Below are 24,744 nucleotides of genomic sequence, written 5' to 3'. Positions count from 1 at the left end.
AGGACCTAGATAAATAGTTATATTACATCTGCCCCATTTTTGCCCCATTTCCCGAATGGGGCAGATGTATAAATAAAAAGAGCCGCCCAGGTCATTCCTGTGGCGGCTCTTCTACATGCTCAATGATGTCGTTCGGCTGGACATTAAAGTAAGAACAAATTTTGTCTATGGACTCCATGGAAACGTACTTATCCTTCCCCATGTTGGCTATTGTGGCTGAAGAGAAGCCAAGTGCAATTCGCAACTCCTCCTTTGTCATTCCTTCCTGGACGAGCTTTATCCATAACGGCTTGTAAGAAAAAGGCATAGCTCTTACCTCCTCTAAAGAATATAGTACCACTATAAAAGAAAATCTTTAGCATGTCAAAGAAAAGTATTGCATCATTCTTTAGATCATGCTATAATATCTTTAGAAAGCGAAAGATAAGCTTTCGGAAAGGAGAGGGAGTATGAAGGATTGGGTACAGCTCCTGACAGCAGCCATCCAGTGTTACACGGCTTATCTGCTGCTCAAGGACAAAAGGAAAGGAACCAAACGCAGCCGTGGCGGCAAACGTAAATAGGTTCCCGGAGAGTAGGAGTAGCACCTCCTGCTCTCCACCCAATCATAACAAAATGGCAATCGGAATGCCAACACTATAAATGTGCCGGCGGACATACGTGGAGGGATAAGAGATATGGCGAAACATTTCTTTGGACTCAAGGATGGCGATTTTAGAGGACGGTTCCCACAGCAATTCAGTGAAGAAGAATTTGAAGAATTAGTATTCGTGCAACTCGGCGGAGAATTACCGAAAGGTGTATTTGCTTGGCATCTGGAAGATGGCGAAACCTTGGAAAATTCCAAACGGGTGCAGGCTATCGCAAAGCTGCCAATTGTAACCGGACCATTCGGAAACTGGTTGAATCCAAAAACACATTTGCCGAAGATGAAAGCCGAGCAAGAGGCGCGCGAAGCCCATAAAGCAAATCAGAGCAAATAACACGAGGCTACGGCCCCTCTATAGGAACGGAGAATGAATATGAGATTCACACCTGGAGAAAAGCTTGCAATACAGCTGGCGCTGGAGCAAAGAGTTTTTGACTTGGAACGGAATGTAGCTGACTGGGAAGGCGAAGACGTTGCAGAGGACTGCAAAGATTTATTGGTAGAAGCTAAGTCGGCATTGAAAAAGATCAAGGAGGGATAAAATATGTTGAATGTAATCACTTGGATTGTGATCGGGGCCGCTCTGGTCCTGTCGATCGCCGCACTGGTCAAAGCTAAGGGGCGGCGCTAATGCTGCCCGCACATGTAAGACTCGCGGAACTGTATCACGCCCAGCCATGGACCATGGACCAACTGGTGGAGCTACAGCAATGCCTGCAGGTCAATGCCCGGTACTGCTGGGACACTCTAAAGCTGCGGCAGCTCGCCAACATGGCGGCGGGCACACAGGACACGGAATGGCTGAATGAGCTGCGGATACGCGAAGAAGCCCTACGCCTGACAGGGAGGGCGCCGACACTATGAGATGGGATGAGTTGCGGCCAGGGCTTCCTGTCCGGATCACAGACGGTTTTCATACCGGCAAAGTGATTGCTGTGGGTACTTTTGAAGGTGGGCCATATCGAATCGGGGCGCTGGTGGACATTGGAGAGCCACTGCTGGTGATCATTGTTGATCCTGAAGCACTGGAAGAAGCGCCAGAGGAGCCGCTTTCGCCAGGGTGGGAAGAGTTTGATATTTAATACTTTAACCCCTGTAAGCCATTCCGGCCAGCAGGGGTTATGCTCATAGTTGCCCCCGTAAAGCCTCGCCCAGATCAGCAGTGTACCGAGTCAACCTTAAGCTGATCTCAGTACGCATGACATCGCGAGTTATGCCAAAACGCTCCTGATAGCCTCTATAATAGATCATACTGTAAGTGATGAAATCGTCCTGAGTATCCTCCACAACTTTAATGTTCCGTTGCTTCAGCGCTTGCCGCAGCTGGTAAACATCCTGTACAATCCGTTTTTGAATATACCTGCCGGCTAAAATATACGACCTGCTGAGTACATTACCTGAATGTTCGACCTCTTTCAGGCTTTTGGCAACCATCGTGTCTATGTAAGGGAGCAGTATAAGATCCCGGACCATTTCCCTCTCTTCATTCGTGAGCATCTTTTCGCCAGTGTTCACCCTCATAACTATCGCCTCCTGGCTCTAGTATATGCGAACGCACGTTCTTTTATCCACAAGAAAAAAGCCCCTGCGCTGGCAGAGGCTTACTGATGCTTCCGGATTATGTTTTTAATTATAGCATGTCCAGGTCAATACGAAAATAAAAGAGTAGTTTACGTTCTCTCAAAAATTATTATCGAAAAAAGGAGAATTCTGGAGGAATATAGAATTAAATATTATTAACAGTAATTTCCCAAAAATCGGAGGAAATATAGATGATCGAAGAAAGAGATCTTTCCGAATCAGAATTACAACAAATCTTGATGAAAAACGAAAATCATTTACTTGATTTTAAGAGTAGGCTAATCAATCCAGCTAAATTGCAGCAGACTTTTGTTGCTTTTGCAAATGCTGATGGTGGAGATCTTTATGTCGGTATCGAGGACACTAAGAGCCAGAACAGAGTAATTGGGTTTTCCAATCCAGAAGAAGCAAACGATATCATAAAACATTTATTGATGGAGACGACCCCAGCAATTGAAGGTGTAGAGGCAGAGTTTTTAAAGATATCAGATCAACTTATTCTTCATTTCATTATTCCTAAAAGTGAAAAGGTTCACTATACGGCATCAGGGGAATGTATGCAAAGAGTTAACGCCTCGTCTTTAAAAATAAAGGGAGATCAGGTTACTCAACTCGCTTATGCGAAAGGTTTTTATAAGTTTGAAGAACAAAAAGTTGAAGCCTCTGAAATAGAAGACATTTTAGAAGCGCCTCATCTAAGTGAGTACATGCAAAGAATTGGCAGCTACCAAGAACCGATTAGATTTTTAAGAAGAAACAGGCTTACTACAGGTAAAGACGATGCAGTAAAACCCTCAGTAGCTTGTGTCCTACTTTTTGACGAAGAGCCGCAAGAAGTGCTTCATTCAAAAGCAAGTGTTAAAATCCTTAGAATGAAAACTATCTCTGCAGATTATAAAAGAGAACAACTGGACTTGAACATGGTGTTATCTGGGCCTTTAGAAAAACTTGCAAAAACAACCGAGGAAAAAATTTATGCCATAATTAATGATGAATCAATCAGTATTACGGGTACAAAATTAGAAGCTTCATATCCTATTGAAGCGGTTCATGAGATTCTAGTTAATGCATTTCTTCATAGAGACTACAGTATCGCTGATGATATTCATGTTTCTATATTTGACAATAGAATTGAGATTAAGTCACCTGGAAGACTCCCAGGTAACGTTACTAAAGACAACATATTAAAAGCTCACTTTTCAAGAAATCCTAATCTCGTTAGAATTATAAACAAACTCCCTAACCCTATGAATCACGATCTTGGCGAGGGGCTGACCACTGCTTTTAATGCGATGAGGAAAGCCGGGCTAGTTTCTCCTGAAATTAATGAAGTAGATAATAATGTTATTGTAACTCTCCATCATCGAAAAATCACATCTTACGAGGAACAAATTATTGAATACTTAAAAACGCATGACTGGATAACCAATAAAATCGCTCGAAGTATTACCGGCGATGATTCAGAAAACAAGATTAAAAAATCTTTACAAAAACTTAGAAAAGCAGAAAGAATCATTCCCGAAGATCCTAATGCAAGTAGATTCAAGTTCAGATACCGCTTAAATAAATGAATCAACATCCCCCCATTACTGCTTGCTGATGGGGGGATGTTCTTCTATCACTTACTTGAGTCTTTAGTGGCTCCTTCTCTATTACTGAAGGCCAGCTCAAATAACCCCGTTGCAGATAATCCTGCCAGTCCACCAGCCCAAAGCCGCAGCACCAACGTCAGATCCGTAAATGGGTAAGACGCAGCTCCCACCAATAGGCCAATGATTAGGCCAACAGCCGGTAGTACATTACGCCGCACATTCAACGTACGCTTTACAGCTTCCACCCCTGCCAAAACGAAAACCGAGATCACTGACGCAAATAGCAATACATTCGTTAATACTTCATTTTGCATAATGCCCTCTCCTATTCTGTTGGCATCCCTGCAGCACGCCGCAGATGATTTGCCGTATTGTTGTAATATGTCATGGCCGTCTTATCGCCTTTAACCTTCGCCGCAATCCAGCCCGGGGAAAGCCATCGAAACACCAATTCCTGCACATTACTCTTCGGCAGCTGTGTAAATGGTGCTGTTGATCCTGGCTGTAATGGTATGCGGGCAGCCAGGCGCAGGTTATTGGCGAGATTATGGAGGTGCTGGGCAGTCAAAGCATCTCCAGCCTTACGCACGGCATACCATGCCTGAGAGATGTAATCATCAATGAGCGTCTGAGCCACATTAGCCGGCAGTTGCACAGCTGCAGGAACCACAGTTACAGCTGGCTGCTCTTGCATTTCCTTGGCGACGTCATACAGCAGATCCTTAAGCGTCTTTCCGGCAGTCATCAGTGCCTGATCAACGTCGCTCTTACGTGTCGGGTCCAATTGCTTATGGCTAGGAATGTGCGTCAGCGGGTTAAGCCTCCATTTGTCACAGCAATAGGCCAGATACCACACGAAGCGGTCATATGCTGCTTTGAAGTCAATCTTGCCCCCATAACACAGCTCCACACCTAGAGCAATGTCATTAGCATCGTCACCGTAGAGCTTATTGTCTGTAGTCACGTTGTAAAGAACATGCCAAGCCTTCTCCGCCGGATTCAGACCGGTTCCCGTCGGGATGATCTCCAGGATCTTCTTGTCGTCGATAAAGACTTGTGCGGAGGCTGAGCGGTTAACCAGTGTCTGAAAATAGTTGAAATGGTTATCCGCTGAAGCTCCAGGGTTTCCGGTATCATGAGCAACTAAAAAGCCCGGCGTCCCCGATACTAACCGGGTGCCGGGCCGAACGTTCTGGCGCTTGTTAATGTAGCGCCGTTCAATCGAGTATTTGTTTTTGATCATGTTATTCCCTCCCTATGCTGATTGGTCGTTGTCTGGATGTTCTGGCTTGGCCGGGTTGTTTTTGCTTTTATCTTCACTGAGTTGAAGCAAAAAATCTTTCATCGCCTGCGGCCACGGCACACCAATAACACCGAAATTTTCAATGACAGATAGGCCCTCTCGCCCGGCGTAATAAAGTATTGCGGCCAATCGAAATACCGGCGCTCCAGGTTGAACCCAATCGTCAATTAAGGCAGCCAAACCAACAACAAAAAGGACGGTGATTTTACGCACACCGCCCCAAAACATAATATCGCTGCTGACTGTCTTAGTCTTAAATGCTCCTGCAACCCCACTGACGTAATCAGCCAGCATGAGCACAACAAGAAATTCTAATGGCTTATCATATCCTCCCAACCAGCCCGCAGCCATTGCAAGTAGCCCGGCCCCTGCGCTGGTTGCACCTGTGACAATCTCCCGGCTGCCCGATCCTATGGCCGCCGTGTAGACTGTAGTAACGATATTTTTAATATGATTGAGCATTCCCCCTGCTCCCCTCTGTCTCTAATGAAAACAGTCCCCGGATCGGCTCCGAGGGCAAAATAAAAACGCCTCATTGGGCGCCATCGTTAAATCTATTTAGCTGGTAATGGTTCGCCGTTTTCGTCAAGATCACTCGCGGCCAGATAGGTCTTAACCTCCGGCTGCAGCTTGGCTGGCACTTGAGCATAAGTTTTGAGCCCCTTAATAATCAGCAGCGCATAAATAACAGACATGGTATCACCTCCTCTCATGAGACGTAGACCGCCGGACACCAGCAGCCCCGCCAACCAGTTACGCATTGTCACTCAACAGCGCGGCAACATCCTCGCGGATTACAGCCGGTACTTGTTCCAGCTTTTTAAGTCCCTTGCGGATCAAGCTTGCATATACTTGTGTCATTTACTTAGCACCTCCAGTCAAGGGTAATACCAGCTCGTACAGCTCTGTTAACGCCAATTGCGCACTTACAGCCTCTTTTTGTGCAGAGAGTAACTGCTCATAATTATCAGCGAGAGCCATCTGTGTGCTGGATAGCTCTGTTGTCAGGTCCTTGATCTGCTCGGTTAAGGGCTTCTGATAGACTGGTTCCGTGGGTTCTTCTGGAGCTTCTGGGTTTGTATATAAAAACTCCAGTTCTTCTGTCTCTAAATTCACGCGAAATCGTCCCCAAGACTCGCGAAACTCAACATTATATTGACCGAACTCTAATTCAATCATTCCTACCGTTTCCTCTACACGTTCATTAAGCACCTTGAAAGATGCAAAATCTTGCTCGCGAGGTGTTTTTACAACATCCCCGACTTTTTCACCAGTATCAAGAATTACATTTCCTGTCGCTTTGTCATAATAAATTTTTCTTCCGATTTCCATCTTAATGACCTCCTATTTTTTATTCAACTGCCCGCCATGTGATTGTCCATCCGGTAGCAAACGGTACCGCAACGGTAAATCCCCCTGCAAAAACTGAATTTTGGTTGAAATTTGTAGAAAGCGGTTGGGTTTGATTTGAGTTTGTTACACAAGCGTACCACTGTCCAAATGAGTAACCTGTACGTGTGTGGTTGCTACCATTGCTAAAAGCAACCTCTACTGAAGCGGGTGTAAATCCAAGTCCGTTTACGGTATGTGGTGTACCATTGTCTACGAATGTTCCTGAGGCCGAGCGCTTGCCTTCTACTAAGTTCCCAGCAACACCAAATATATTTTTCCCACTACGAATATTTGATGCAATTAAATCGCCATCTGCAGATTGGAGTTGTGCTAAAGTTACCTTTATTTCACCAGCCCCCGGCCCCCCTTTACGGTATCCCTCGCGTGGATAAACAGCCAATGACCCATCTGGCCATTGCGCTGTTCCTATAGCTACATCATCACCCGCACTAATAACAGGCAGAGTTCCCTGAACGCCGAGTATAATTCTGTCTGATCTCCAGTTTACGGAGTTAAAGTTTGGATCGTTATTTCTTATCCAAACATCCCCTTGGAAAGCTGTAATAGGATCAGTTGGATATATAGGTCTGAAATATATCGCACCGTTTGTTGCATATGTTTCTTTGGACATGTGGTGATTGGCTGAACCACCATCTCCATTTGAGCTATTTTTTAAAGGCATCGTACCCGGTGCGATATATTTGTCTTTGGCACTATATGTTTTACCCGATACCACATCGCCAGGATCTGCTGTACCCGGTACCCATAGAATTGACATTTATTATCCCTCCTGTGTAATGATCGCCGTGACCCAAGTAACATTTGGTACTGAAGTCACCACGGCCACATTAACCCAAGTTCCAGCATTGCAGTTCAATGTAGGAGCTATAAAAGTGTACCGTCCGCCCCCCATCGCGGTACTTGGTAAAATCACGTACTCTCGTGCAATGCTATTAGTGTCAGTGTACTTAACCGATATCTTAACAGTCGCCGAATTGTGTAGAGTTAGGGCTGATTTTACCGTAATTACTGCATTCGCTGCTATCGGAACCTCATAGTAAGCGACAAGCGTTTCACTAGTGGTGGAGAGCGGAGCTTCCTTAGCAACCACTCTATTAGCAGCTACTCCTGGAATTTTCCCAGTGGCATCCGTAGTAACAACATCAGTCCAGCGACTCCAATAATTGGCTTCGGTTCGTGTTCTAAACCTCTTCCGTGGAGTATCAGACCCGACGTTTGTAGCTTCTTGAACCATATAGCCGCTGGAGTTCCTGTACACATTTAACAAACACCAGTCTAACCCAGGACCATTAACATAATCGTTGCTTGCTCCTAAGACGTACATGCCCAGTGCGGTTTTATTGTTTAGGTCTTCCCCTGAAGACGGCAAACTTCTGCTAACAAATGAGTTGCCTGATTCACTAGTCATTACTTCTACCCATGGACTCCAGAGTCCCTGATCTGTACGAGTGCGGTAATACTCAAAAGAGCCAAATACCTGAGTAGCCGTTTGCTTGACGAACCCCCCACTGCCTTGAGCTCTCGAAACTGTCAATACGTAGTATGAGTCCACCGGCGGACGGTGAACATAAGTTGCGTACCAGTCACTTAGGAGCATGTAAGATCCGTTGCCGTGGTAATCATTTAAATCTGAACCAGCTGGAACGCCTCCTCTTTCTTTAAAAAGGCCAACATCATTTTCGGCACTGTACGTTCTAGACCAAGTGCCCCAAACACCCGCTAATTTTCTTCTGTACCACATTCCTGTTCTATTGACGTCAGTAGCATTGATGGGTATGAAAGTTTGCATGGCATAAGAATTGTCAGCGTTCCAGCTAGTGTGCGTAAGATAGCCCTGATTGCTTCCATCTGTTCCAGCCCAAAGACTGCCCGTCCATGATGCAGTGACGACATAGGAGCCATTGTGTACAAGTGTATTGGCATTACCTACAGTTTGCCCCACTCCGAACAAGCCCGATGTGTTTGCACTATTTAGGCTCTTCCTCCAAGCCGGGTAGTAACCCACCCCATTGTTAACGTAAATAAATTCACTACTGTTTGTATCGGCGTCCACAGCGTTGGTCGTAGGTGTCGTAATACGGATTGTATAATTGTCAGAGAGCAGGGAGCCAATTACTTCTACAACCGCCCCTGCAAGATGTATCTTACCAAGGCCTGTGTCGGTAATGTGGACATTATAAGCATAAGACCAATCGCCGCGCCCCACCCAGTATCCTCCCTCGGGTGAATGTGCTCCCATATTCTTAAGCATCGCAATAAACTCAGGAGTCGTAACGCCCGCATCAGTCCCACCAAAAGTAACGTATTTTCCTGTCTTGGCAAATCCTAAGGCGTCCGTACCTGTTAGTACCGTATCCCACGCACCCCATGTGTCGCTGCCGTATAGCGCTTGGCGGTACCTAATTGGAGCAGATATATTATACGGATAAAAATACTGAGTGACTGCGGTAGCCCCTACCCTATCGTTACCCCTGACTGAAACAACGGTGCCATAAACTGCGGGCCATCCCGGGCTATTGTTGACAAAGAAAACTGTTTCTCCTCCGGGGTAGGTGCCTGGGGCGTCAGTCGCTAGTCTAAAATTTTCGGCACTTCTTGCATCCACCCCATCAAATATCGCAGCTCTATTTTGGACGGCGACATTGAGCCATGGACCCCATTCCGTTTCTGTGCGCGTTCGATACCATTTCCCATATGGTGCGGTTGTTTGTGTAGCTTCCTGCACAATGTAACCTTGGCCGCCGACATATACGTTCAGGATACCCCAAGGCGCTGTTAATGGAGGACGGTTTGCGGGGACAGCCCCGTAAATCTGATATATCCCTGGTTTTGTGTATTGGTTATAATCTACATCTACAATCCCATTAGTTTTAAATATTGAATCTCCAGATACCTCTATCCAGTTCCCCCATACTCCCCCAACCTGAATGCGCTCAAACGTAGTTGGTTTTCGTGTGGGAGTTCCATTTAATGTAGTGGCCCGCTGCAAACGGTAGTCCCACTGATTATTAGAATGAACATATGACTCAATGTAAAACCAATCTGTTGAGGCATTTGGAGCATTTACAAAACTTTCTCCGTCAAAAAAACCGTTTACTGTTAAATCATTTAAGTTATACCCAGTAGAAAGATTAATTACTGTCCCAGTCGGGGTTGTTAATCTATGCTTTTGGATCAGATAACCACTTCGCGTAACTGTATCATCTGGTATAGTTTGTACTGCCCTAGGTAATATTGTAGCAGCGCCAGTGTATACAGTACCTTTACTCCACGCAACATAACCATGAGGAGACATCTGTTTAATACTAACAACATAATCGTTTCCGTTGCTCGTCCGGGCTTCAATCGTGATTTTCAAAGTTGAAGCACTAGAATCCCAAGAAATCGGAGAAATAGAAATTGCATCTTGTATTGGTCCAGTTACTTCTGTATAAGCATCAGTTTGATAACTTATTGTTCCCCCGCCATCTGTTATGATTTCATAGCGCTTTGTTAATTTCCCCGCAGCATTACCATTAACCCACGTTCCTGCAACTGTAACTTCTACAAAACCAGCGGTTAACCCCGTGTGAACTAGGTTTATCTTTTGATTTGGGACACTATGGGCGAATGAGAATGTAAATACACTTTCTCCTAATTTATTTCCACCCAAACTCAACCCGCTTCCCATTACTTGGCCTATTTCATTTAGTGCTGCTACACCACTAGCTGCACCTTTTTCTGTTTTGGGAATACTTGCGCCATTGGCATTAGTTTCAGCTGCTACGGCTCTGTCGTACGCCGTTTTAGCAGCAGCCGCCGTTGCTGCAGTAGTTGTAGACGTACTTGTAACACCATCTGTTAATTGAACAACACCCTTTGCTCCTGTAGTTGCATCAACTAGTTGGGCTGGTGTAACCTTACCATTCGCACCAAGAGTTGCAACTCCGTTTACTGCACCCTTTTCAGAGTTTGCAACTTTACCAGTTTTTACGGCTTGTACTTCTGAATCTATTTTGTCAAAGTTTTCATTAAGCATTGTCTCAATATTAAATGTGTCGTCGCCGTCTGTTGCCGGGTTTTTCTTATATAGATTCAAATTCGGTGTATTACTTGGCATGAGGTGCCTCCTTTCATATTTGATCTAAAAACGGCGCGAAATCGGTAAGCTTGTGCTGCTGCAGTTGATTGATAGTCATGACATTGTTGATCTCTCTGATAAGGAGATAACGGTATTTGTAATCCAATACCATATGAGCCGGCTTGAGATCCTCTATGGCCTGCTTAAGATCATCCAGATTTGCCGGGATGCCCAGCGTATCAACAAAGGTGATGATGATCTTATAGGCTGCTGGCTCAACAGCAACATCTACCGTACCGCCGTCATAAGCCTGTGCAACGTTCTTGATCATTTCGCCTGATACCTTACCGTAACCGCGCATTTTGGATATAATTACGGACCGGCGCTGCTCGTCCGGCTTGTTACTATCCACGACAATCTGCAGCTCATTCTCATACCTCTCCAGCGCCCAAGTTGCGTATTCTGGATATGCCTGATTAAGCAACTCTTCTACTCGCGTGCCGAGCAGATCAAACTCCGGTCCCTCAGTGTTCATCAGCTCATCCATCTCAACAATCCCGCCATAATAACCCGGCAGGTAACTCTTTAACCGTTCCGCGCCGCTCATATCGCTGTCACCGTCACCGTACCCAGTACCGGAACTGCATCCGCTGGGATCTCAATATTGATAGTGCCGCCATTTACCTTGAGATTGGTATAGTCGATCACCGGTGGTATGTCCAAGATAAGACTCTGTATCCGTGTATACCGGACAAGAGAGTCCGTAAAGGCCAAACTGGCCAGATACGCCTTGGTGGCTGCCTCCAGCTGAGTTTTAACTTGAGATGTGGTCGCTCCGGAAGCCAAAGTTACGCTTACTGATATATTGATAGACACCTCGATAGCGCCGACTACCGTAACCACAGCTCCGATAGGTGCAGTACCATTTCCCATGCCATCCTGTGTTGGATCAATGTAATCCTGGACGGCAGCAACAACGGCCGCAGAAGGCGAGCGCATATCATTGTTCAGCAGCGCGACCTTCACTGTCCCGGGACCGTTCCACAATGGGAAGGCTTTCGCCCGTCCTACCCCGCTGATCTCCCGGGCCCATTCCTCATACTGATACCGGTTACCGCTAGTGATTGGCTTCGATATACGCTCCTGATACCGTTCATAGAGAGACGCGTCAGTCTCTCGGTATACTCCCGGGATGAGTACTTCTGTCAGCTCGGCACGCGCGAGATTATTGATATAATCGATCGGCAGCAGACTCCCGAAGGTTTGATTGCCGGCAGCTCCGGCCGTCTCGGCCTCCATGCGGTAATCTCCAAGCGCCAGGCGGGCAATCGCCTTATAGTTGACGTCTCCAATGGCAAACCGGCTGCCAATCGGAATATCCATCAGCGTATTAGCTGAGTCATAAAATAGCCCTCTCAGTTGCGTTTTGGTTGCAGCCTTACGGGTTACACCTGACCAGGCAATCGCTTTGTCCAGGTAATCGCCGGTGGCCGTATCCGCGAACCTCAAATTTGCGTTCAGGTCCAGCTCCACATACATCTGCGCCAACTCCACGGCTGCCGGGGCCAAGGCATCGTATATAATGCTGCCTTCCCGTTTATCAATATCCGTTGGGACACGATCTAGCATCCGCTGCAGGATCGTATCAAAGGTCTGATCCTCGAACATCGCTACACCTCCAATCTGTCTGTATAATTTCCGTAGTCACTCTCTACGTCAAACAAGACGAGTGATGAATCACCGTCATAGGTAAATCTGAAGTTGGTCACAGAAACAATACGGTCATCTTGCATTAGGGCCTCTTTAGCCCATCTTTCAATCTCCGTTTCGAACACCGCCCGGCCCCTCACCGCTCCAACGTCAGCCTCGCTGCCGTAATCGTCGCTATAGATCAAGTGCTCGAAACGGGTAGTGGTCAGGATTTTAAATACGGTTTGTTTGACCGCATCCAGTCCGTCCACCGTCTGGGCTCCTATACGCCCGTTTAAGAGGTCCAACTTATATGTGAGGCTTGGCTGTGGGGATTCCTCCATGTCCTCATTCAGTAGCACGTCGTCACTCTGAGGGATCATCCGTTCACCACCCTGTCCATGATTACATAGCGCTGGCCACCCTGCATGCGGATCAGCAGTAACTTGTCTCCACTTGCCAGCGGTTTACGGATCTCTATTTCCTGTAAACCGATAGCAACGGTAAGCCCCAGCAGTGTCTCCGGGATAATTAAAAAATCCTCTGTAAGTGAAAGCCGGTTATCGACTAGCACCTCAAGAGGATTTACTTTGGTGACGACTCCAAGTTGTACTTGCACCGGGCCCGCTGCGTCTACGGCCTCCTGGGCCGCACGTTTAATTGCTTCCAGCATAATTACACCAGCCTTAGCTCCAGGTCCATGGTGTGTAAGCCACCCTCTTTTGAGTGGCTGCACTCATCGACCAGGAAGAATTTATTAATATTCATTTTTTTAATATATAAATTGACGTAGCAGCCCGCCCTCATGCGGTAATCTCCAAGAGCCTCTATGCTAAGGGTTCGCTTCTCTCGGTTCTTCATAAACAATTGCTGAGCCAGTTGCTCTGTAATCTGGGCTTGATTCAGCTTCTCGTCCACGCTCTCATACAGCTGCAGCAGCCCCCACTTGGCAATGCTGGCGCTGTCCTTGGTGACATAAGTCTCCCGCTTGCCGGTCTCCTTATTGTCACGGTACAGGACGATTTGATTATAGGTCTCATCGTCAATGTTACGACTATAGGAATAGTCCGTCATCAAGCTGTCATCGCCGATCACGAAAGGAAACCGCATGCCGGAGACATTCCGCAGGGTCAAGCTGCCGAAGTCATCATAGAATACGTAATTGTTTCCGAAATTTATCAACGTCTCGTCCAGCGCCATACAAATCATGTCTATGAACGTTTTGTCATCCCGGATCTGCGATGGAATGATGTACTTGCTGTCCTCCAGGATGCCGGTCTTGAGTTGCATGTCCTTGGCTATCTTCTGGATGACCTGTGTGGCCGTCTGCTTAGCGAAGACATAGGTCCCGCTATTCATGAGATAACGAACCTGATCGTAGGCCAGGATACTTATTTCCTCGGTCTTTCCGGTTTCGATGCTGAAGATATATCCATAAAAGACCTTTTGCCCCTCATCGGTATACCTGACTACATCACCGTTGTTCAAGTTGAATTTTTTATCCTGCCAAGGCCCCTCGTCTATAAGGGTAAACTCAAGGGAGGCAGGCTTGCCAATCCGGACGGTCTTCCAGGCTATATCCGTAACGATGCTGGATACATCCCATACCGTACCGTTTTTATTGTCAATCAATAGTTCCATGTATCATCACCCCGGGAGCTTCAGTACACTGCCAATTTTCAAAGTCTTCAGCTGCGCATCCGTCAGCCCATTCAGTTTTTGAATTTCCTTCCACCGTCCGCCGTCCCCAAGCTCCCGTTTGGCTATTTTCATCAGGGTATCCCCGGCTTTGACCGTGACACTCTTAGCCTTGGACCGCTCGTCCGCCCGCTTGGGTGATTCCTTCGTTGTCGTCGTTGTCTTTATACCGGCTGCTGTGGTAGATGTCTTTAGCTTCACTTTCTTGGCCCCATAAAAAACGTACTCCTTCAAGGTGATTTCATATTCAAAATCACCTGGGCTCCCGGCAACCTCTTTATAATTGAACTCCTCGATACTGGCAGCGATGTTAATCTTGAGGCCTGTTGACGTAAATATGAACCGGATTGGCTTCCGCTTGTTCATCCAGTCCTCAATATACCGAATGTAATCGGCGGGCTGGCCCCAGTTCGTAGATGATACATAACTTGGCACTGCCCCACCTTTAGCAATAGACGGAAAAAAGCTGCTGAAGCTAATTTCCTTGAGCTTCGCAGCCTTTATCACGTTGATTTCACCAAGGTCCGTTATATCGTAGGTTTCGCTGTCTCCCTCCCCGCCGATCTCGATTTCTTCCGGCAGAACGGGGATCTCAAACCAGATGGCCCGGTTGTTAAAACTTAATTCGATGCTGTAACCATTGCTCATCAGGAGTACACCCCCTTAGCGGTGCTGGCCACTTCTTCAGTGAGCATAGCGCCAATCTTCTTTACAATGGAATCCACGTTTGCCTGATTGTTCACTGGACCCGTCTTGACTTGGATCGTAGGTGTCAGCGTTACAAAGTTCTGGATGTTCTTCATCTCCGCGACATCCCGCATGATTTTGAGGTCCTCCTTTGAGATATCAACCGGCTTCTCGATCTCACCCACTGCTTTTATCTTTTTGTCTTTGCCCTTTTTGTCGCCGGCTTGAATTTTTGCTGCGGTAGCTGCTCCAGGAGGCAACTTAGTAAATGAGTCTGCAGCATTCTTTGCAGCAGCATTGGCAGCTCCGCCATCATCTCCTCCATTAAAAAAACTTGATCCCAAGTCATAACCAGCATCCCAGGCTTTTCCATATTCAAGCCTTGAGTCAATCATAGGCGCTGCGCGCTCTAGAGTAATTGCCTGTTCATTTTTGCCCCACTCAAGCATGCTATCTTGCAAGGACGATAGTCCTGCTGTCCAATTCGTCCCAAAGATAGCATCGATAATTTTTGTAACTACTTTTCCGAGTGAAAGGAACCATGAAATAATCTGACCGATCAAGTTCTTCACAGCATCTCCAAAACTATTAAAGCCGCCATTGAACACATTAAGTACCCATTCGATGATAGAAATCCAAGGCTCAACGAATGAGGTCCACAAAAATTGAATTATAGCGTTAATCACACCTACAACCGTATTCCAGATAAAGGAACCGAGTATTGCGAAGGCGCCAACGATGATTCCAGTCGCAGATAGGGAAGTTCCTGCAAATTTATTAATCGCAGCTATTACAAGATAAAAAATTGCAATTAAGGCTATAATCCCAAGAATAATCCATGTGATTGGACTCGCTAGTATTGCAGCGTTTAGTCCCCATTGAGCTGCTGTTTGAGCCGCTGTGGCAGATGTCGCTGCAAGTGTGGCACCAGTCAAAGCAGCCTTTATGCCCGCAGAAACAATCTCAGCTGCAGAGGTTATGCCGGTCCATATGGAGATTGCCATTATAGCGCCTTTATACAACCCAAGTGCGGTAACGATACCGATAATAATAGGCGCTAAAAGGGGCCACGCGCTTGACATGAAGTTATATACTTCTATCAATGATGTTAACAAGTTATCAGCAAACACAGCAGCATCAGCAATTCCGTTTTTAAAGCTTTCTATAAATGCTGCCCCGCCCGGACTGTTCAACATATCATTAATGCGCTGAATTAGAGGGCCGAAGGTTTGAAGAGCTGAGTTTTGCAGTTCATTCATCATATCGCCAAATGTCCTTGGCATAGAAGCAAACTTTGTATTAATGTCATCTGCTGCGTTGAACATGGCAGCCTTAATGATATCTGCGGTGATCGTCCCATCGGCGCTCATTTCTTTCAGTTGTCCCTTTGTTTTACCTGTAACATCGGCAATCGCCGCCGCCAGCATGGGAGCATTCTCCATGATACTCCGGAATTCGTCCCCTTGAAGTTTTCCAGCTGCCATAGCCTGCGACAACTGATACATACCGGCCTGCTGTTCCATCGTTCCACTGCCACCAACCCGGAAAGATTTCTGCATTAGCTCTGTAAATGCAATGAGTTCATCATTTGACTTAAAGGCATCCCCAGCCAGCGTACCCATTCTCCCAATAACTGCAGCCATGTCGGTATAACTACCACGAGCACGGTCAGCAGATTGAAAGATTTGTTCTTGTAATTGGGCGGTTGTCTGCAGCCCATTATTAATCAAATCGAGCCGCGCACGAGTATTGATGTATGAATCTGAAACATCCGTCAAGGATCTAACGCTATGCAATGCGCCTTGAATCAAGTAATATGCACTCGCCACATTTTGTAATTGATCCCACCAGCTTCGAGTTGACTTGCCTGCACCAACAATCTGGCGGTTATTTTGTCCTTGCAAATCAACAATTTGCCGCTCTAACCTTGCAATACGTTCTAAAGCTGCTGTAAGCTGTGTGGCATTGGCAGAATCAGATCTAATTCTATTATTTAATTGATCTATTGATTGTGCTAGTCGTGCGACCATTCGCTGTAAACTTGAAAACAAGGTTCGTAAACCGGCAGGCATCTCAAGTTCAATGTTTGCTCGTATATCCCGAAGGTTAGTCTCGATCTGCTGGCGGATTGCTTGAGCTCGCTGCAGGATATCCGCAGTATTAAAATGTATTTGAATTGTTGGGCTTAGCCCAGATAATTGCCGATTCAAAGACTCTGTGTTCAGATTTTCAAATTCTAAATTCACTGCAACAGATGGGTGAACTCCTGCAAGATATTGAGCCAATCTATCTTTTAATGAGACAGCTTCAGCCATCGCCCTTGACGTATCCAAAGTAACCTGGACAGCCATATCAGATAGGCGCGACCTAATAGCAGATTGAATTCGAGACAGGTTTTGCATGATGTCCTGCGCATTAATCATTATATCCATAGTGCGAGGGGCTGCTCCAAGTGATGAACGAACTTGCTGCAGCGCAGTCTCCGCAGCCGAAGCATCAACTTTCAATTCAAATGGCGCCTCTACAACACGCTTAAGGCGTTCCATTCGTGTGGTTGTCTCAATTACCTGATTGGTCATGCGTTGGAACGACTTACTTGCCTGGTCCATAATTTGAATTGTTGCCGATACAGTTGTCATGTCTTCACCTCCCCCTTGAAGAAAATAAAAAGCCGCCTAATGGCGACTCTGCGATATTTTATAATTGAAAAGACTGTTTAGGGTTATCTGAAATAAGAGGTCGCAGTCTATCAATAAACTTCGCTGCCTGATATGAAGAAGGGTTGTCCCGAAACATTAAAACCGAAATCTCATTTGAAGAACTTATATAGTTAATTATTAGATAAGGGGTTACTGTGCGCTCCTTTTTACTAGTCGCTCTTGCGCCAACTACCAACCCAATAGGACCAAATAAAAGGCCTCCAGCAATTCCCTTTGCCGCACTACTATTGACAATATTTGCGATCTCAACATCGGTCTTAAAATCAACTGCCTTAATTTGGGGCAAATTAACTACGAATTCCGATCCACCACCTGTGATTACCATTCTTCCTTGGATCACACTGATATCACACTGGGTATCTTCGGCAATTGGTAATCCGCCTGCGTGATACAAGACAGCTCTGAATCCATCCTTAGTTTCTTTTTTCTTAAACATACCCACACGCACAACCTCCTGTGCTTTTTAACTATATTCTACCATACAGGTAAAACGATAAGTGAGTATTAGCTGTTATTTCTTAGATTTCGCTTTTGCTGCTTCTTTTTTTTCTTTTTCCACTTTTTCGTTGATTGCAGCCATCACAAAGGCCCTTTCCCGTGAAGGAAGGGCCAAATACTCATGAGGCCACTTTTTTAGCTTATGGAGGACGTAGTAGGCGTAAGAAGCCTCACTATCCTCCTGGATTAGTTTTTTGCTTCTTCAACCAAGTCGGACATATCTACGTCAAATCCACTCAGCTCGCTGATCCGCTGTGCCAGCGTAGCGACTTCTCCTGCCAGCAGCACCTTCTGAACGTATTCATCGGGTGTATTACAACCAAGAGATTTGATACTTGCTGCGTCCTTGAAGTTCGGTTCCATGGTATTCCGAATTACAGTTTGAAGATTAAATCTACCAGAATCAAATTCAATCTTCTGTCCTTTCCTTACATTCGTGCAACCTTTCCGCAAATCATTGAACTCGGCATCAGTCATTGCCTTGATTTTAAACAGAAGTGGCTTTCCGTCTTTGTCTTTGAAGCGCGGGGAAACCGCGACTTCCTCTGTCAGACCGTCAACTGGGTTAGCATTCAAAAAATCCTGCAAGTTCATATCAATCATTCCTCCTGTAATTTAATTTAGTTAGCTGGTGCGTTAAACATTTGACCCATGTCGATGTCTTCATATGTGAAATCCACATCTTCTTCCAGAGCTTCCGATTCTGTATCAAGGGAAACCATGACCACACTGTCAAGGTTGACCCCCAGTAGAGTTACTGTTTGTGAACCAATTGTTGACCCCGGATCTTCATTAACTACCGTAATATCAAAGTTGGTATCCCTACCGGTTTTGATATAATCGATCATCAGCTTTCGAAAAAGACTTGTCACATAGTAAATTGTCATATTACCAGTGCCAGACCATCCTGTAGTTTTATGCTGTGTGCCGCGACGACCGAGAGTTTTCACTTCAGCCTTATTTTTTTCAGCTTTAGCTTCTATTGTTTTAATATAGAACATCTCTTCAACTTGACCGTTAATCGTAGCATAAGCTCGGCCCTCTTGACCGCTGATTGTATCTCCGGCTTTCAAAAATGACATCTTATTTCACCTGCACTTTCATATAGACTTTTTCGATGGAATCCACTGGCTGAATGTTAGCCTCAACAAAGATTGCATCAGAATCCACTCCCGGCAGCACCGTGATATCCGTCTGAGCATCAAAGTTCTGGATTGCTGCAATCCCCTGTAATGCATCCAGGTAGACAACAATCTCTTTCCGAAACAAGGCCCGACCATCCACGTTGTTATCTACTTTACCAATGTACGATGCCTCGAAGATCCGTTTCAGGTCATTCGCAATGCCATCCATCACCCGGATAACACGGTTCTTATGAAATGATTTATTTTTCTTGGGAGTATAGCTTAGGAAAGTGTTGATATCCTGTTCTACCACTGCCCGGTTATTTGACGGCGTGAAGAGAAATTCACCGGCAGTTAGGGCCGCTTCGATTTGGGCGTTAGTATAACGCGGAGCTACATCCACCGCATCGTCATAAGCCGCATAGGTCAGAGATTCATTCATTTCTGCTCCAGCCGTCGCTCCCGCTACCCACGCCGTTGCCTGGACCGCTGTCAGCGTCGTGCCATCAGATAGCACTACACCATTTTTCACGCTGATTACGCCCTCATTATCAGCCGTAGGGTAGTTTTCCAGAACGGCTTGTACCTTCTTACCCTCATTATCCCGCAGCCGGCGAATAAAGGCAGCGTACACAGCCTTGAGGGCGTTGTCTGTGGACGGCAGGGCGACTGTTTGAAATTCGTACAGCTCCAACGCCGCGAGATAGGCCGAATGGTCCGCATTGGTAACCGCACCGTTGGCCCCGCCCACCAGTGGCGCCCCAGCCGTTGCCGTGAGTGCACCGGTTCCGCTCCACACAATCCAGTCATTTGCTTTAAGCCCTGCAATATCGGCTACTACTTGGCTATCCACCACTGCATTCTCTAGCAGTGTCTTAACATCGAATTTGGCGCTGTCGTCAATATTCGTCTGAACAACCACTTTCAGGGCATTACCCCTCAGGCCGCCGTATTTCGCTGTAGCTACCAGATCACCGGCGGTTACCGCTGCCTTTGTGCCCTCATTAAGCTTGTATAGCAGTACGGTCTTAGCCCGTTTCAGAGCCTCGCGGACCAGCAGCAGCTCCGGGGCCGTCAAATCATATCCAAGCCGAGTCAGTGTGTCTTCGCCGGCTACAATCGGTGTAATTACCTTTGCTGCGCCCCAGGGCAGAGACAGCGCCAAACTGGTAATGCCCCGGCTACCCGCAGCACCCAGCGTTCCACCAGATGATTCCACGTTAATGTAAACGCCTGGTCTTACTTTGTTCTGTAGAGTCCATGTGCCTCCAGCCATTTACTTCGCCTCCTTCTTTTTAAAGTCATCAATCACTCGTTGAGCCTCTGCTGCTGTGTACAGTTCATCCGTCTCCAGCAGCGCCGCCAGCACGTCCTTGTCCTGGTAGGAGTATTTAGCTGAGGACAAGAATTGCTCTTTGGTATACGAAGCTGTAGAGCCCTCTACTGCGGGTTGGCTTTCTGTGCTTGTTGCTGGCTTAATTGGTTTATCACTCACTTGATACCGCCTCCTTGTGTCATACTCTGCATTTTGATATTCGGATCATTTGTCCGGATTACATGATAGTTGTACTGAACGAAGAAATGCAGAACTCCGTCCACGATTTCATGCCGCATACCGGTACCACGATAACCACCCTCGCTGCCCCTCACATACTCAATTTCTGAGTAAAGCCTCTCAGCCATGAGCTCGCATTCCTCCCGGGGAGCAGTAGACTTCCGATCTGGAAAGTAATGAACATCGAAGGGATTGAACCTCCGGTACCTCCGGTTAATCTCCCGGTTCTGGCTGGACTCTATGAGCAGCACAAAAAAGCACGGCTGCTGCATACCCTGCTCCACGGCTTCGTCATAGACCGGATACTCCGGAGTAAATAACGATAGCTTCTTTATGAGTGCATTTTTAATATCCTGCATGCTCACCGCCCCAAGTGCTTCTCCATGTATTTTTTCAGCTTGCGCTCCATAATTCCCGGCAGCTCCCGCTCCAGCTCTTGCACGGACAGCGTCAGCATGAACTTACCATTAACCCAACCGGTGCGGAGCCGGGTGACATGGCCGAATTCCACATATAGCGCGTACTCTACGTTGTTCGTGATCTCGACATGTACCCCGCCACCCGGAAGCTTCACCGCCTGGCCGATCTGCCAGCCGCGCCGAAGGTCTCCCGTCAGTACAGGAGTCCGCGCTATGGTCTTTGCCAGCAGCCGTCCGGCCAACTCCCGGATGCAGTCCTCCATGAATTCCGGGAACTCTTTCTGCATCCGCTGCAGGTTCTTCTGAAGCTTCTTCACATCGCTGAAGTCAAACTTTCCGAGCCCGCTCATGCATTCTTCACTTCCCGCAGCTTAATCTCCTGGTGGGTAGCGTATCGAAACGGCTGCCCTGCCTGCTCCCCTTCAAAGATCATCCCGTTTTGTACCACCGTAATCCGGCTACCGGGCTTTATGATTACATCGGGGGAGATAAACAACTTGGCGTCATAATTGATCTGATCAGCAGTCACCGTCTGTGTGGCTGCCAGCAGGGAGGACTGTGAGAGTGCGCACGGCTCAGCAGACAACACCATCACCGGCTGCTGCCGCGTTTTGCCGGATACCGGGTCTTTGACATTCTGCATCTCGAAAACGGTACACAGCCCTTCATAGGTGCTCTCCAGGGCTACCCTCTCAGCTGCTATATTCCCGAAGCTTGGCATATTACCACCTCATCCTGCGGAACGCGACCAGCTGCGCTTCATAGTTCCGCACAAATGCCGCCCCGCTGCCGACCGTTACTGTAGCCTTAGCTGATCCGAATGTCGTCGTTACGTCCCCGCGCTTAATGCTGGTGACCGCAGGGGCAGTCTGTTCAAACTCAGTGGGGTACTTGGCACGATAATAATCCTCTGCAATTTGCAACACCACAGTATCCAACTCCTTGGGGATTTTGGTGATGTTGCAGAACGTCTTTATTCCCTGGACAATTGATTCCAGGGCAAACGTCAGCTGGAAATCCTTTGTTGTCAACTCAATAGGAATGCCTAGCAGCTGCTTCAGCCTATCTAAATATTTAAGATGCTCCTCCACCAGCTTCACCCGCCTTCAGGATCACAGCAAGTACATCCTCCCTCTTGGTCGCTTCGCCCAGGTCGATGCCGTGCTTTTTCGCATAATCTTTGAGCTCAGGCAATTTCATCTCTGGAACAGGCACCGGCACAATTTCGTCAGCTTCCAAAACCGTTACATGCTTCTCAAGGCGGGCAAACTCCTTCTCAGTTACACTGAAGGACTCGCCTTTCTGGAACAGCTGACCATTATGCCGGATCGGAATATCAATGACTTCAACTTTCACGCAGCTTCCTCCTTAAGGGCGGCGAACCGCCCATTGATTAAAGTACTGTAGCTTGGAACACTTCATCGGCAGCTGGGAACGAAGGCAGCGCTGTCGCTACAGCTTTAGTCCAAGTGCTCACCGGATCCATTCCGTCTTCGTAGACCATGGCCAACACGTTGCCGACCTTCGAGATGTCGATCTGTGGATCACGGGCCAGGCGGATTTCTTCAGCAGTAGGACCGTAGATCGTCTCACCTAGCGGGCCATCAGGGAGCATGACGAACTTGTTCTGCGGGAAGTAGCGCAGCTGCTCATACGAACCATCCGCCTTCTGTTTCCGGTAGACTTCCTCATAAATTGCAATCGTCGGCAGCTCCAGCTGTGTCAAGAAGGCGTTCAGGTCAAGTCGTGTTGCCACTCTCGCCGCATTGCTACCAAATAAAGCGCCAATGACTTTCGGATGGCGAAGCAGGGCCGACAATGCAGCGGCAGAGGTCAGCACACGGCGTGGCTTAGTGCCCAGCGTAGTATACCAGTCCTGCATCTGTGTGATCGGATCGCTGGCAGGGTCACTCCACAGGTCCGTACCAGATAGGATTTGCTTATGATTGGCCGGCACCTTATAATCCAGCGTAACATTCAGGCCATTTTCATTCAGAGTCACTGTACCATTGGCCGCTGCCTCCATACGCATAACCTCAACCCGCGCACGTACCCCTGCGGTCAGGACATCCACATCGTTGTATACCTGACGCATCAGGTACTGCTGCTCGGCAGGCGTACGCGGGTTCTCCAGCGCAATGATATCCTTTTCCTTCATCTGGATTTTGCGCTTAATCAGGGCAAGCTCCAGCGCCTGCTTGGAAGATTCTCGGCTTCCAATCTCAGCCTCGGAATCGAATGAATGAACGGACGCAACAACAGGGATGCGTCTTGCACCTTTAATCTGGTCAAATTCCAGGGACTCCCGTTTGACCTCCGGGAACAAGGTTTCGCCCAGCAAAGCAGGGTACTGACGGTTTCCGAGATAGTTCAGAATCTCGGGTTGGCTAAACAGCTCTAATACATTTGGCATATTATTATTCTCCTTCCGCGATTACACGCTTTGTTTGAATTTGATATCTGACTTAGCTGCAAGCGAGGTCTTAGCAGCAGCTGCAAGTGCGACCGGCAAGCGAGCCTCCAGAATCCAGGCATCCACCAATACAGCCCCTGGCTGCGGCCCCTCTGTGACATCTGTATCGGTAAATACGATTCCGATAGCTGTGTCATCATTGGCCGGGTATGGTGCGCCGGCTTTAACGATCTTGCGCCCTTTCGCGTTAGCAGTTACCCCCGCATCACTGATCTGGTAGGTGTAGCTGACATATTTCGCACTGGCCAAAAAGTTGATATCTTCAGCCTTTCCGTAATCCTTGATATATGGCATATTCGTTAGTCTCCTCTCTGATTTAACCCCATGGGTTATTTGCAGCTTCCGGTGCTTTTCCGGCCTCGTTGGCAGCCTTGGCAAAGTCAGCGGCTACACTGGACTCACCGCCACCTTTAGACTGATCCTTGCCATCAGGCGACTTGAAGCCCTTGAAGGTCGGCCCCTTGTTCTCCTGTTTTTCCGCAAACAAAAAGCCCTTGCTCTCTCGCAGGGCCTTCACCTGGTCTTCCAGCCCGCCCTTTACGGTGCCGCTGTCATCCAGTTCAATCCTTGTTTTATCCAAGAGTCCCGCAACAATATCCGGATCATGAGCTTCACCAGCCAGTGCCAGTTTCAAGGCTGTGCTCAGCTGCAGATCCTTCACCTTCGTTTCATAATCCGTCTTGGCAGTCTTGTTCTCATCCTGCAACCTCGTGATTTCCGCTTTTAGCGTTTCGTTGTCACCTGCAGACTTCTTCAAATCTTCCAGTTGCCCGGAAACCTTGTCACGGTCCTTCTCAGCCTGTTTCTTGGCCTCCGATACATCGTTATACTGGCTCTTTGGCACAAAGTGTAGCGGCAATGTCTTTCGAACCTCCGCATCGATCTTGTCGACCTCAGTGTCCTCGATGCCCAATTTCTTCAACAGCTCTTTTAACCAGTCCATCTATAATCAGCCTCCATTGATTTTTATAGCTGCTCTCCAGCTAAGGATTGGGCCGTGATGCTCCGGCCAACGAGCAAATAGGCCACGGTAGTCTCACCCCCGGCCCAATATAAAAAGCACCCTCGCGTAATGGAGAGTGCTTCTATCTTAAGAGTTCATTCAATTCTTTCCGGTACTCTTCAATGCTACGCGCCAGTTCGTTAGGATCTCCACCGCGTTCATCAATAGCTATTTCTTCAGACTGTTTATAATCTTCAAGTAGCATCTCAAAAAGCGCACGGATCTTTTCCTTATCCATCTGATCACCCTTTCAGGTTGCAAAAAAAAGCACTCCCCTGAT

36 protein-coding genes are annotated in these 24,744 nt (G+C 47.3%); 5 read left to right on the top strand and 31 right to left on the bottom strand.

Going from position 1 to position 24,744, the window contains the following annotated elements:
- Window positions 1-91: 91 nt before the first annotated feature.
- The gene (locus tag NST99_RS07295) at window positions 92-307 is read right to left on the bottom strand and encodes a helix-turn-helix domain-containing protein (protein ID WP_341090737.1); all 216 of its coding nucleotides are present in this window, start codon (window positions 305-307) and stop codon (window positions 92-94) included.
- A 370-nt stretch (window positions 308-677) separates the two neighbouring features.
- Here NST99_RS07295 and NST99_RS07290 point away from each other — a divergent pair, with 370 nt between their 5' ends.
- The 4 genes from NST99_RS07290 to NST99_RS07275 all read left to right on the top strand — a co-directional run bounded on the left by NST99_RS07290 (window position 678) and on the right by NST99_RS07275 (window position 1,731).
- The gene (locus NST99_RS07290; protein WP_341090736.1) at window positions 678-983 is read left to right on the top strand and encodes a hypothetical protein; all 306 of its coding nucleotides are present in this window, start codon (window positions 678-680) and stop codon (window positions 981-983) included.
- A gap of 33 nt (window positions 984-1,016) precedes the next feature.
- The gene (locus NST99_RS07285) at window positions 1,017-1,190 is read left to right on the top strand and encodes a hypothetical protein (protein ID WP_341090734.1); all 174 of its coding nucleotides are present in this window, start codon (window positions 1,017-1,019) and stop codon (window positions 1,188-1,190) included.
- Window positions 1,191-1,279: 89 nt separating this feature from the next.
- Window positions 1,280-1,513 carry a DUF7667 family protein gene (locus NST99_RS07280; RefSeq protein WP_341090732.1) on the top strand — a complete coding sequence of 78 codons (234 nt, stop codon included), beginning with the start codon at window positions 1,280-1,282 and terminating at the stop codon, window positions 1,511-1,513.
- On the top strand, window positions 1,510-1,731 hold the full coding sequence (locus NST99_RS07275) for a hypothetical protein (RefSeq protein WP_341090730.1): 222 nt from the start codon (window positions 1,510-1,512) through the stop codon (window positions 1,729-1,731). Before NST99_RS07280 ends, NST99_RS07275 begins: the two co-directional genes overlap by 4 nt.
- 43 nt (window positions 1,732-1,774) lie before the next feature.
- Here the strand turns inward: NST99_RS07275 and NST99_RS07270 are convergent, their stop codons facing one another.
- Window positions 1,775-2,170, bottom strand: coding sequence for a hypothetical protein (locus tag NST99_RS07270; protein WP_341090728.1), 396 nt, complete (start codon window positions 2,168-2,170; stop codon window positions 1,775-1,777).
- Between the two features lie 251 nt (window positions 2,171-2,421).
- Here NST99_RS07270 and NST99_RS07265 point away from each other — a divergent pair, with 251 nt between their 5' ends.
- On the top strand, window positions 2,422-3,801 hold the full coding sequence (locus NST99_RS07265; protein ID WP_341090725.1) for an RNA-binding domain-containing protein: 1,380 nt from the start codon (window positions 2,422-2,424) through the stop codon (window positions 3,799-3,801).
- 47 nt (window positions 3,802-3,848) lie between these two features.
- Here NST99_RS07265 and NST99_RS07260 read toward each other — a convergent pair whose 3' ends face one another.
- The 29 genes from NST99_RS07260 to NST99_RS07120 all read right to left on the bottom strand — a co-directional run bounded on the left by NST99_RS07260 (window position 3,849) and on the right by NST99_RS07120 (window position 24,702).
- Window positions 3,849-4,136 carry a holin gene (locus tag NST99_RS07260; RefSeq protein WP_341090723.1) on the bottom strand — a complete coding sequence of 96 codons (288 nt, stop codon included), beginning with the start codon at window positions 4,134-4,136 and terminating at the stop codon, window positions 3,849-3,851.
- 11 nt (window positions 4,137-4,147) lie between these two features.
- A complete protein-coding gene (locus NST99_RS07255) occupies window positions 4,148-5,065 on the bottom strand; it encodes a peptidoglycan recognition protein family protein (protein ID WP_341090721.1) in 918 nt (305 codons plus the stop codon).
- Between the two features lie 12 nt (window positions 5,066-5,077).
- Window positions 5,078-5,587, bottom strand: a complete 510-nt coding sequence (locus tag NST99_RS07250; protein WP_341090719.1) for a phage holin family protein — start codon at window positions 5,585-5,587, stop codon at window positions 5,078-5,080.
- Window positions 5,588-5,679: 92 nt separating this feature from the next.
- On the bottom strand, window positions 5,680-5,886 hold the full coding sequence (locus tag NST99_RS07245; protein WP_341090716.1) for a CD1375 family protein: 207 nt from the start codon (window positions 5,884-5,886) through the stop codon (window positions 5,680-5,682).
- The gene (locus NST99_RS07240; protein WP_341090715.1) at window positions 5,879-5,986 is read right to left on the bottom strand and encodes a CD1375 family protein; all 108 of its coding nucleotides are present in this window, start codon (window positions 5,984-5,986) and stop codon (window positions 5,879-5,881) included. Before NST99_RS07240 ends, NST99_RS07245 begins: the two co-directional genes overlap by 8 nt.
- Window positions 5,987-6,457, bottom strand: a complete 471-nt coding sequence (locus NST99_RS07235; RefSeq protein ID WP_341090712.1) for a hypothetical protein — start codon at window positions 6,455-6,457, stop codon at window positions 5,987-5,989.
- Between the two features lie 19 nt (window positions 6,458-6,476).
- Complete coding sequence (locus NST99_RS07230; RefSeq protein WP_341090710.1) at window positions 6,477-7,295, bottom strand: hypothetical protein; 819 nt, start codon at window positions 7,293-7,295, stop codon at window positions 6,477-6,479.
- A 3-nt stretch (window positions 7,296-7,298) separates the two neighbouring features.
- Window positions 7,299-10,637: a tail fiber protein gene (locus NST99_RS07225; RefSeq protein WP_341090708.1), complete on the bottom strand. Its 3,339-nt coding sequence runs from the start codon at window positions 10,635-10,637 to the stop codon at window positions 7,299-7,301.
- A gap of 13 nt (window positions 10,638-10,650) precedes the next feature.
- Entirely contained in the window at window positions 10,651-11,205 is a 555-nt protein-coding gene (locus NST99_RS07220; protein WP_341090705.1) for a putative phage tail protein, read from the bottom strand.
- On the bottom strand, window positions 11,202-12,266 hold the full coding sequence (locus NST99_RS07215) for a baseplate J/gp47 family protein (protein ID WP_341090704.1): 1,065 nt from the start codon (window positions 12,264-12,266) through the stop codon (window positions 11,202-11,204). The genes NST99_RS07220 and NST99_RS07215 overlap by 4 nt, the downstream gene beginning before the upstream one ends.
- 2 nt (window positions 12,267-12,268) lie before the next feature.
- Window positions 12,269-12,670 carry a DUF2634 domain-containing protein gene (locus NST99_RS07210; protein WP_341090701.1) on the bottom strand — a complete coding sequence of 134 codons (402 nt, stop codon included), beginning with the start codon at window positions 12,668-12,670 and terminating at the stop codon, window positions 12,269-12,271.
- A complete protein-coding gene (locus NST99_RS07205) occupies window positions 12,667-12,960 on the bottom strand; it encodes a DUF2577 domain-containing protein (RefSeq protein WP_341090700.1) in 294 nt (97 codons plus the stop codon). The genes NST99_RS07210 and NST99_RS07205 overlap by 4 nt, the downstream gene beginning before the upstream one ends.
- Before the next feature lie 2 nt (window positions 12,961-12,962).
- Entirely contained in the window at window positions 12,963-13,928 is a 966-nt protein-coding gene (locus NST99_RS07200; protein ID WP_341090698.1) for an XkdQ/YqbQ family protein, read from the bottom strand.
- Between the two features lie 6 nt (window positions 13,929-13,934).
- Window positions 13,935-14,633 (bottom strand): LysM peptidoglycan-binding domain-containing protein, encoded by a 699-nt coding sequence (locus NST99_RS07195; protein ID WP_341090697.1) that lies wholly within the window; start codon window positions 14,631-14,633, stop codon window positions 13,935-13,937.
- The gene (locus NST99_RS07190; protein WP_341090695.1) at window positions 14,633-17,311 is read right to left on the bottom strand and encodes a tape measure protein; all 2,679 of its coding nucleotides are present in this window, start codon (window positions 17,309-17,311) and stop codon (window positions 14,633-14,635) included. Before NST99_RS07190 ends, NST99_RS07195 begins: the two co-directional genes overlap by 1 nt.
- A 58-nt stretch (window positions 17,312-17,369) precedes the next feature.
- The gene (locus NST99_RS07185; RefSeq protein WP_341090692.1) at window positions 17,370-17,834 is read right to left on the bottom strand and encodes a hypothetical protein; all 465 of its coding nucleotides are present in this window, start codon (window positions 17,832-17,834) and stop codon (window positions 17,370-17,372) included.
- A gap of 242 nt (window positions 17,835-18,076) precedes the next feature.
- Window positions 18,077-18,484 (bottom strand): phage tail assembly chaperone, encoded by a 408-nt coding sequence (locus tag NST99_RS07180; RefSeq protein ID WP_341090690.1) that lies wholly within the window; start codon window positions 18,482-18,484, stop codon window positions 18,077-18,079.
- A 26-nt stretch (window positions 18,485-18,510) separates the two neighbouring features.
- Window positions 18,511-18,972: a phage tail tube protein gene (locus tag NST99_RS07175; RefSeq protein ID WP_341090688.1), complete on the bottom strand. Its 462-nt coding sequence runs from the start codon at window positions 18,970-18,972 to the stop codon at window positions 18,511-18,513.
- Between the two features lies 1 nt (window position 18,973).
- Window positions 18,974-20,290, bottom strand: a complete 1,317-nt coding sequence (locus tag NST99_RS07170; protein WP_341090686.1) for a phage tail sheath family protein — start codon at window positions 20,288-20,290, stop codon at window positions 18,974-18,976.
- Window positions 20,291-20,509, bottom strand: coding sequence for a hypothetical protein (locus NST99_RS07165; RefSeq protein ID WP_341090685.1), 219 nt, complete (start codon window positions 20,507-20,509; stop codon window positions 20,291-20,293).
- Entirely contained in the window at window positions 20,506-20,928 is a 423-nt protein-coding gene (locus NST99_RS07160; RefSeq protein WP_341090684.1) for a phage tail terminator family protein, read from the bottom strand. The genes NST99_RS07165 and NST99_RS07160 overlap by 4 nt, the downstream gene beginning before the upstream one ends.
- A 2-nt stretch (window positions 20,929-20,930) precedes the next feature.
- A complete protein-coding gene (locus NST99_RS07155; RefSeq protein ID WP_341090683.1) occupies window positions 20,931-21,338 on the bottom strand; it encodes an HK97 gp10 family phage protein in 408 nt (135 codons plus the stop codon).
- Window positions 21,335-21,709, bottom strand: coding sequence for an ABC transporter ATP-binding protein (locus NST99_RS07150; RefSeq protein WP_341090682.1), 375 nt, complete (start codon window positions 21,707-21,709; stop codon window positions 21,335-21,337). Before NST99_RS07150 ends, NST99_RS07155 begins: the two co-directional genes overlap by 4 nt.
- A gap of 1 nt (window position 21,710) precedes the next feature.
- A complete protein-coding gene (locus NST99_RS07145) occupies window positions 21,711-22,088 on the bottom strand; it encodes a phage head-tail connector protein (RefSeq protein ID WP_341090679.1) in 378 nt (125 codons plus the stop codon).
- Entirely contained in the window at window positions 22,063-22,344 is a 282-nt protein-coding gene (locus tag NST99_RS07140; protein ID WP_341090677.1) for a DUF7210 family protein, read from the bottom strand. Before NST99_RS07140 ends, NST99_RS07145 begins: the two co-directional genes overlap by 26 nt.
- Window positions 22,345-22,381: 37 nt before the next feature.
- Window positions 22,382-23,401, bottom strand: coding sequence for a major capsid protein (locus NST99_RS07135; protein WP_341090675.1), 1,020 nt, complete (start codon window positions 23,399-23,401; stop codon window positions 22,382-22,384).
- A gap of 21 nt (window positions 23,402-23,422) precedes the next feature.
- Complete coding sequence (locus tag NST99_RS07130) at window positions 23,423-23,755, bottom strand: hypothetical protein (RefSeq protein WP_341090673.1); 333 nt, start codon at window positions 23,753-23,755, stop codon at window positions 23,423-23,425.
- A gap of 22 nt (window positions 23,756-23,777) precedes the next feature.
- Window positions 23,778-24,404: a phage scaffolding protein gene (locus NST99_RS07125; RefSeq protein ID WP_341090671.1), complete on the bottom strand. Its 627-nt coding sequence runs from the start codon at window positions 24,402-24,404 to the stop codon at window positions 23,778-23,780.
- Window positions 24,405-24,546: 142 nt separating this feature from the next.
- Window positions 24,547-24,702 (bottom strand): hypothetical protein, encoded by a 156-nt coding sequence (locus NST99_RS07120; protein ID WP_341090670.1) that lies wholly within the window; start codon window positions 24,700-24,702, stop codon window positions 24,547-24,549.
- Window positions 24,703-24,744: the final 42 nt, after the last annotated feature.

It is taken from the genome of Paenibacillus sp. FSL L8-0470 (assembly GCF_038008625.1).
GTDB lineage: Bacteria > Bacillota > Bacilli > Paenibacillales > Paenibacillaceae > Paenibacillus_AQ.
This window is presented reverse-complemented; position numbering and strand designations above follow the sequence as displayed.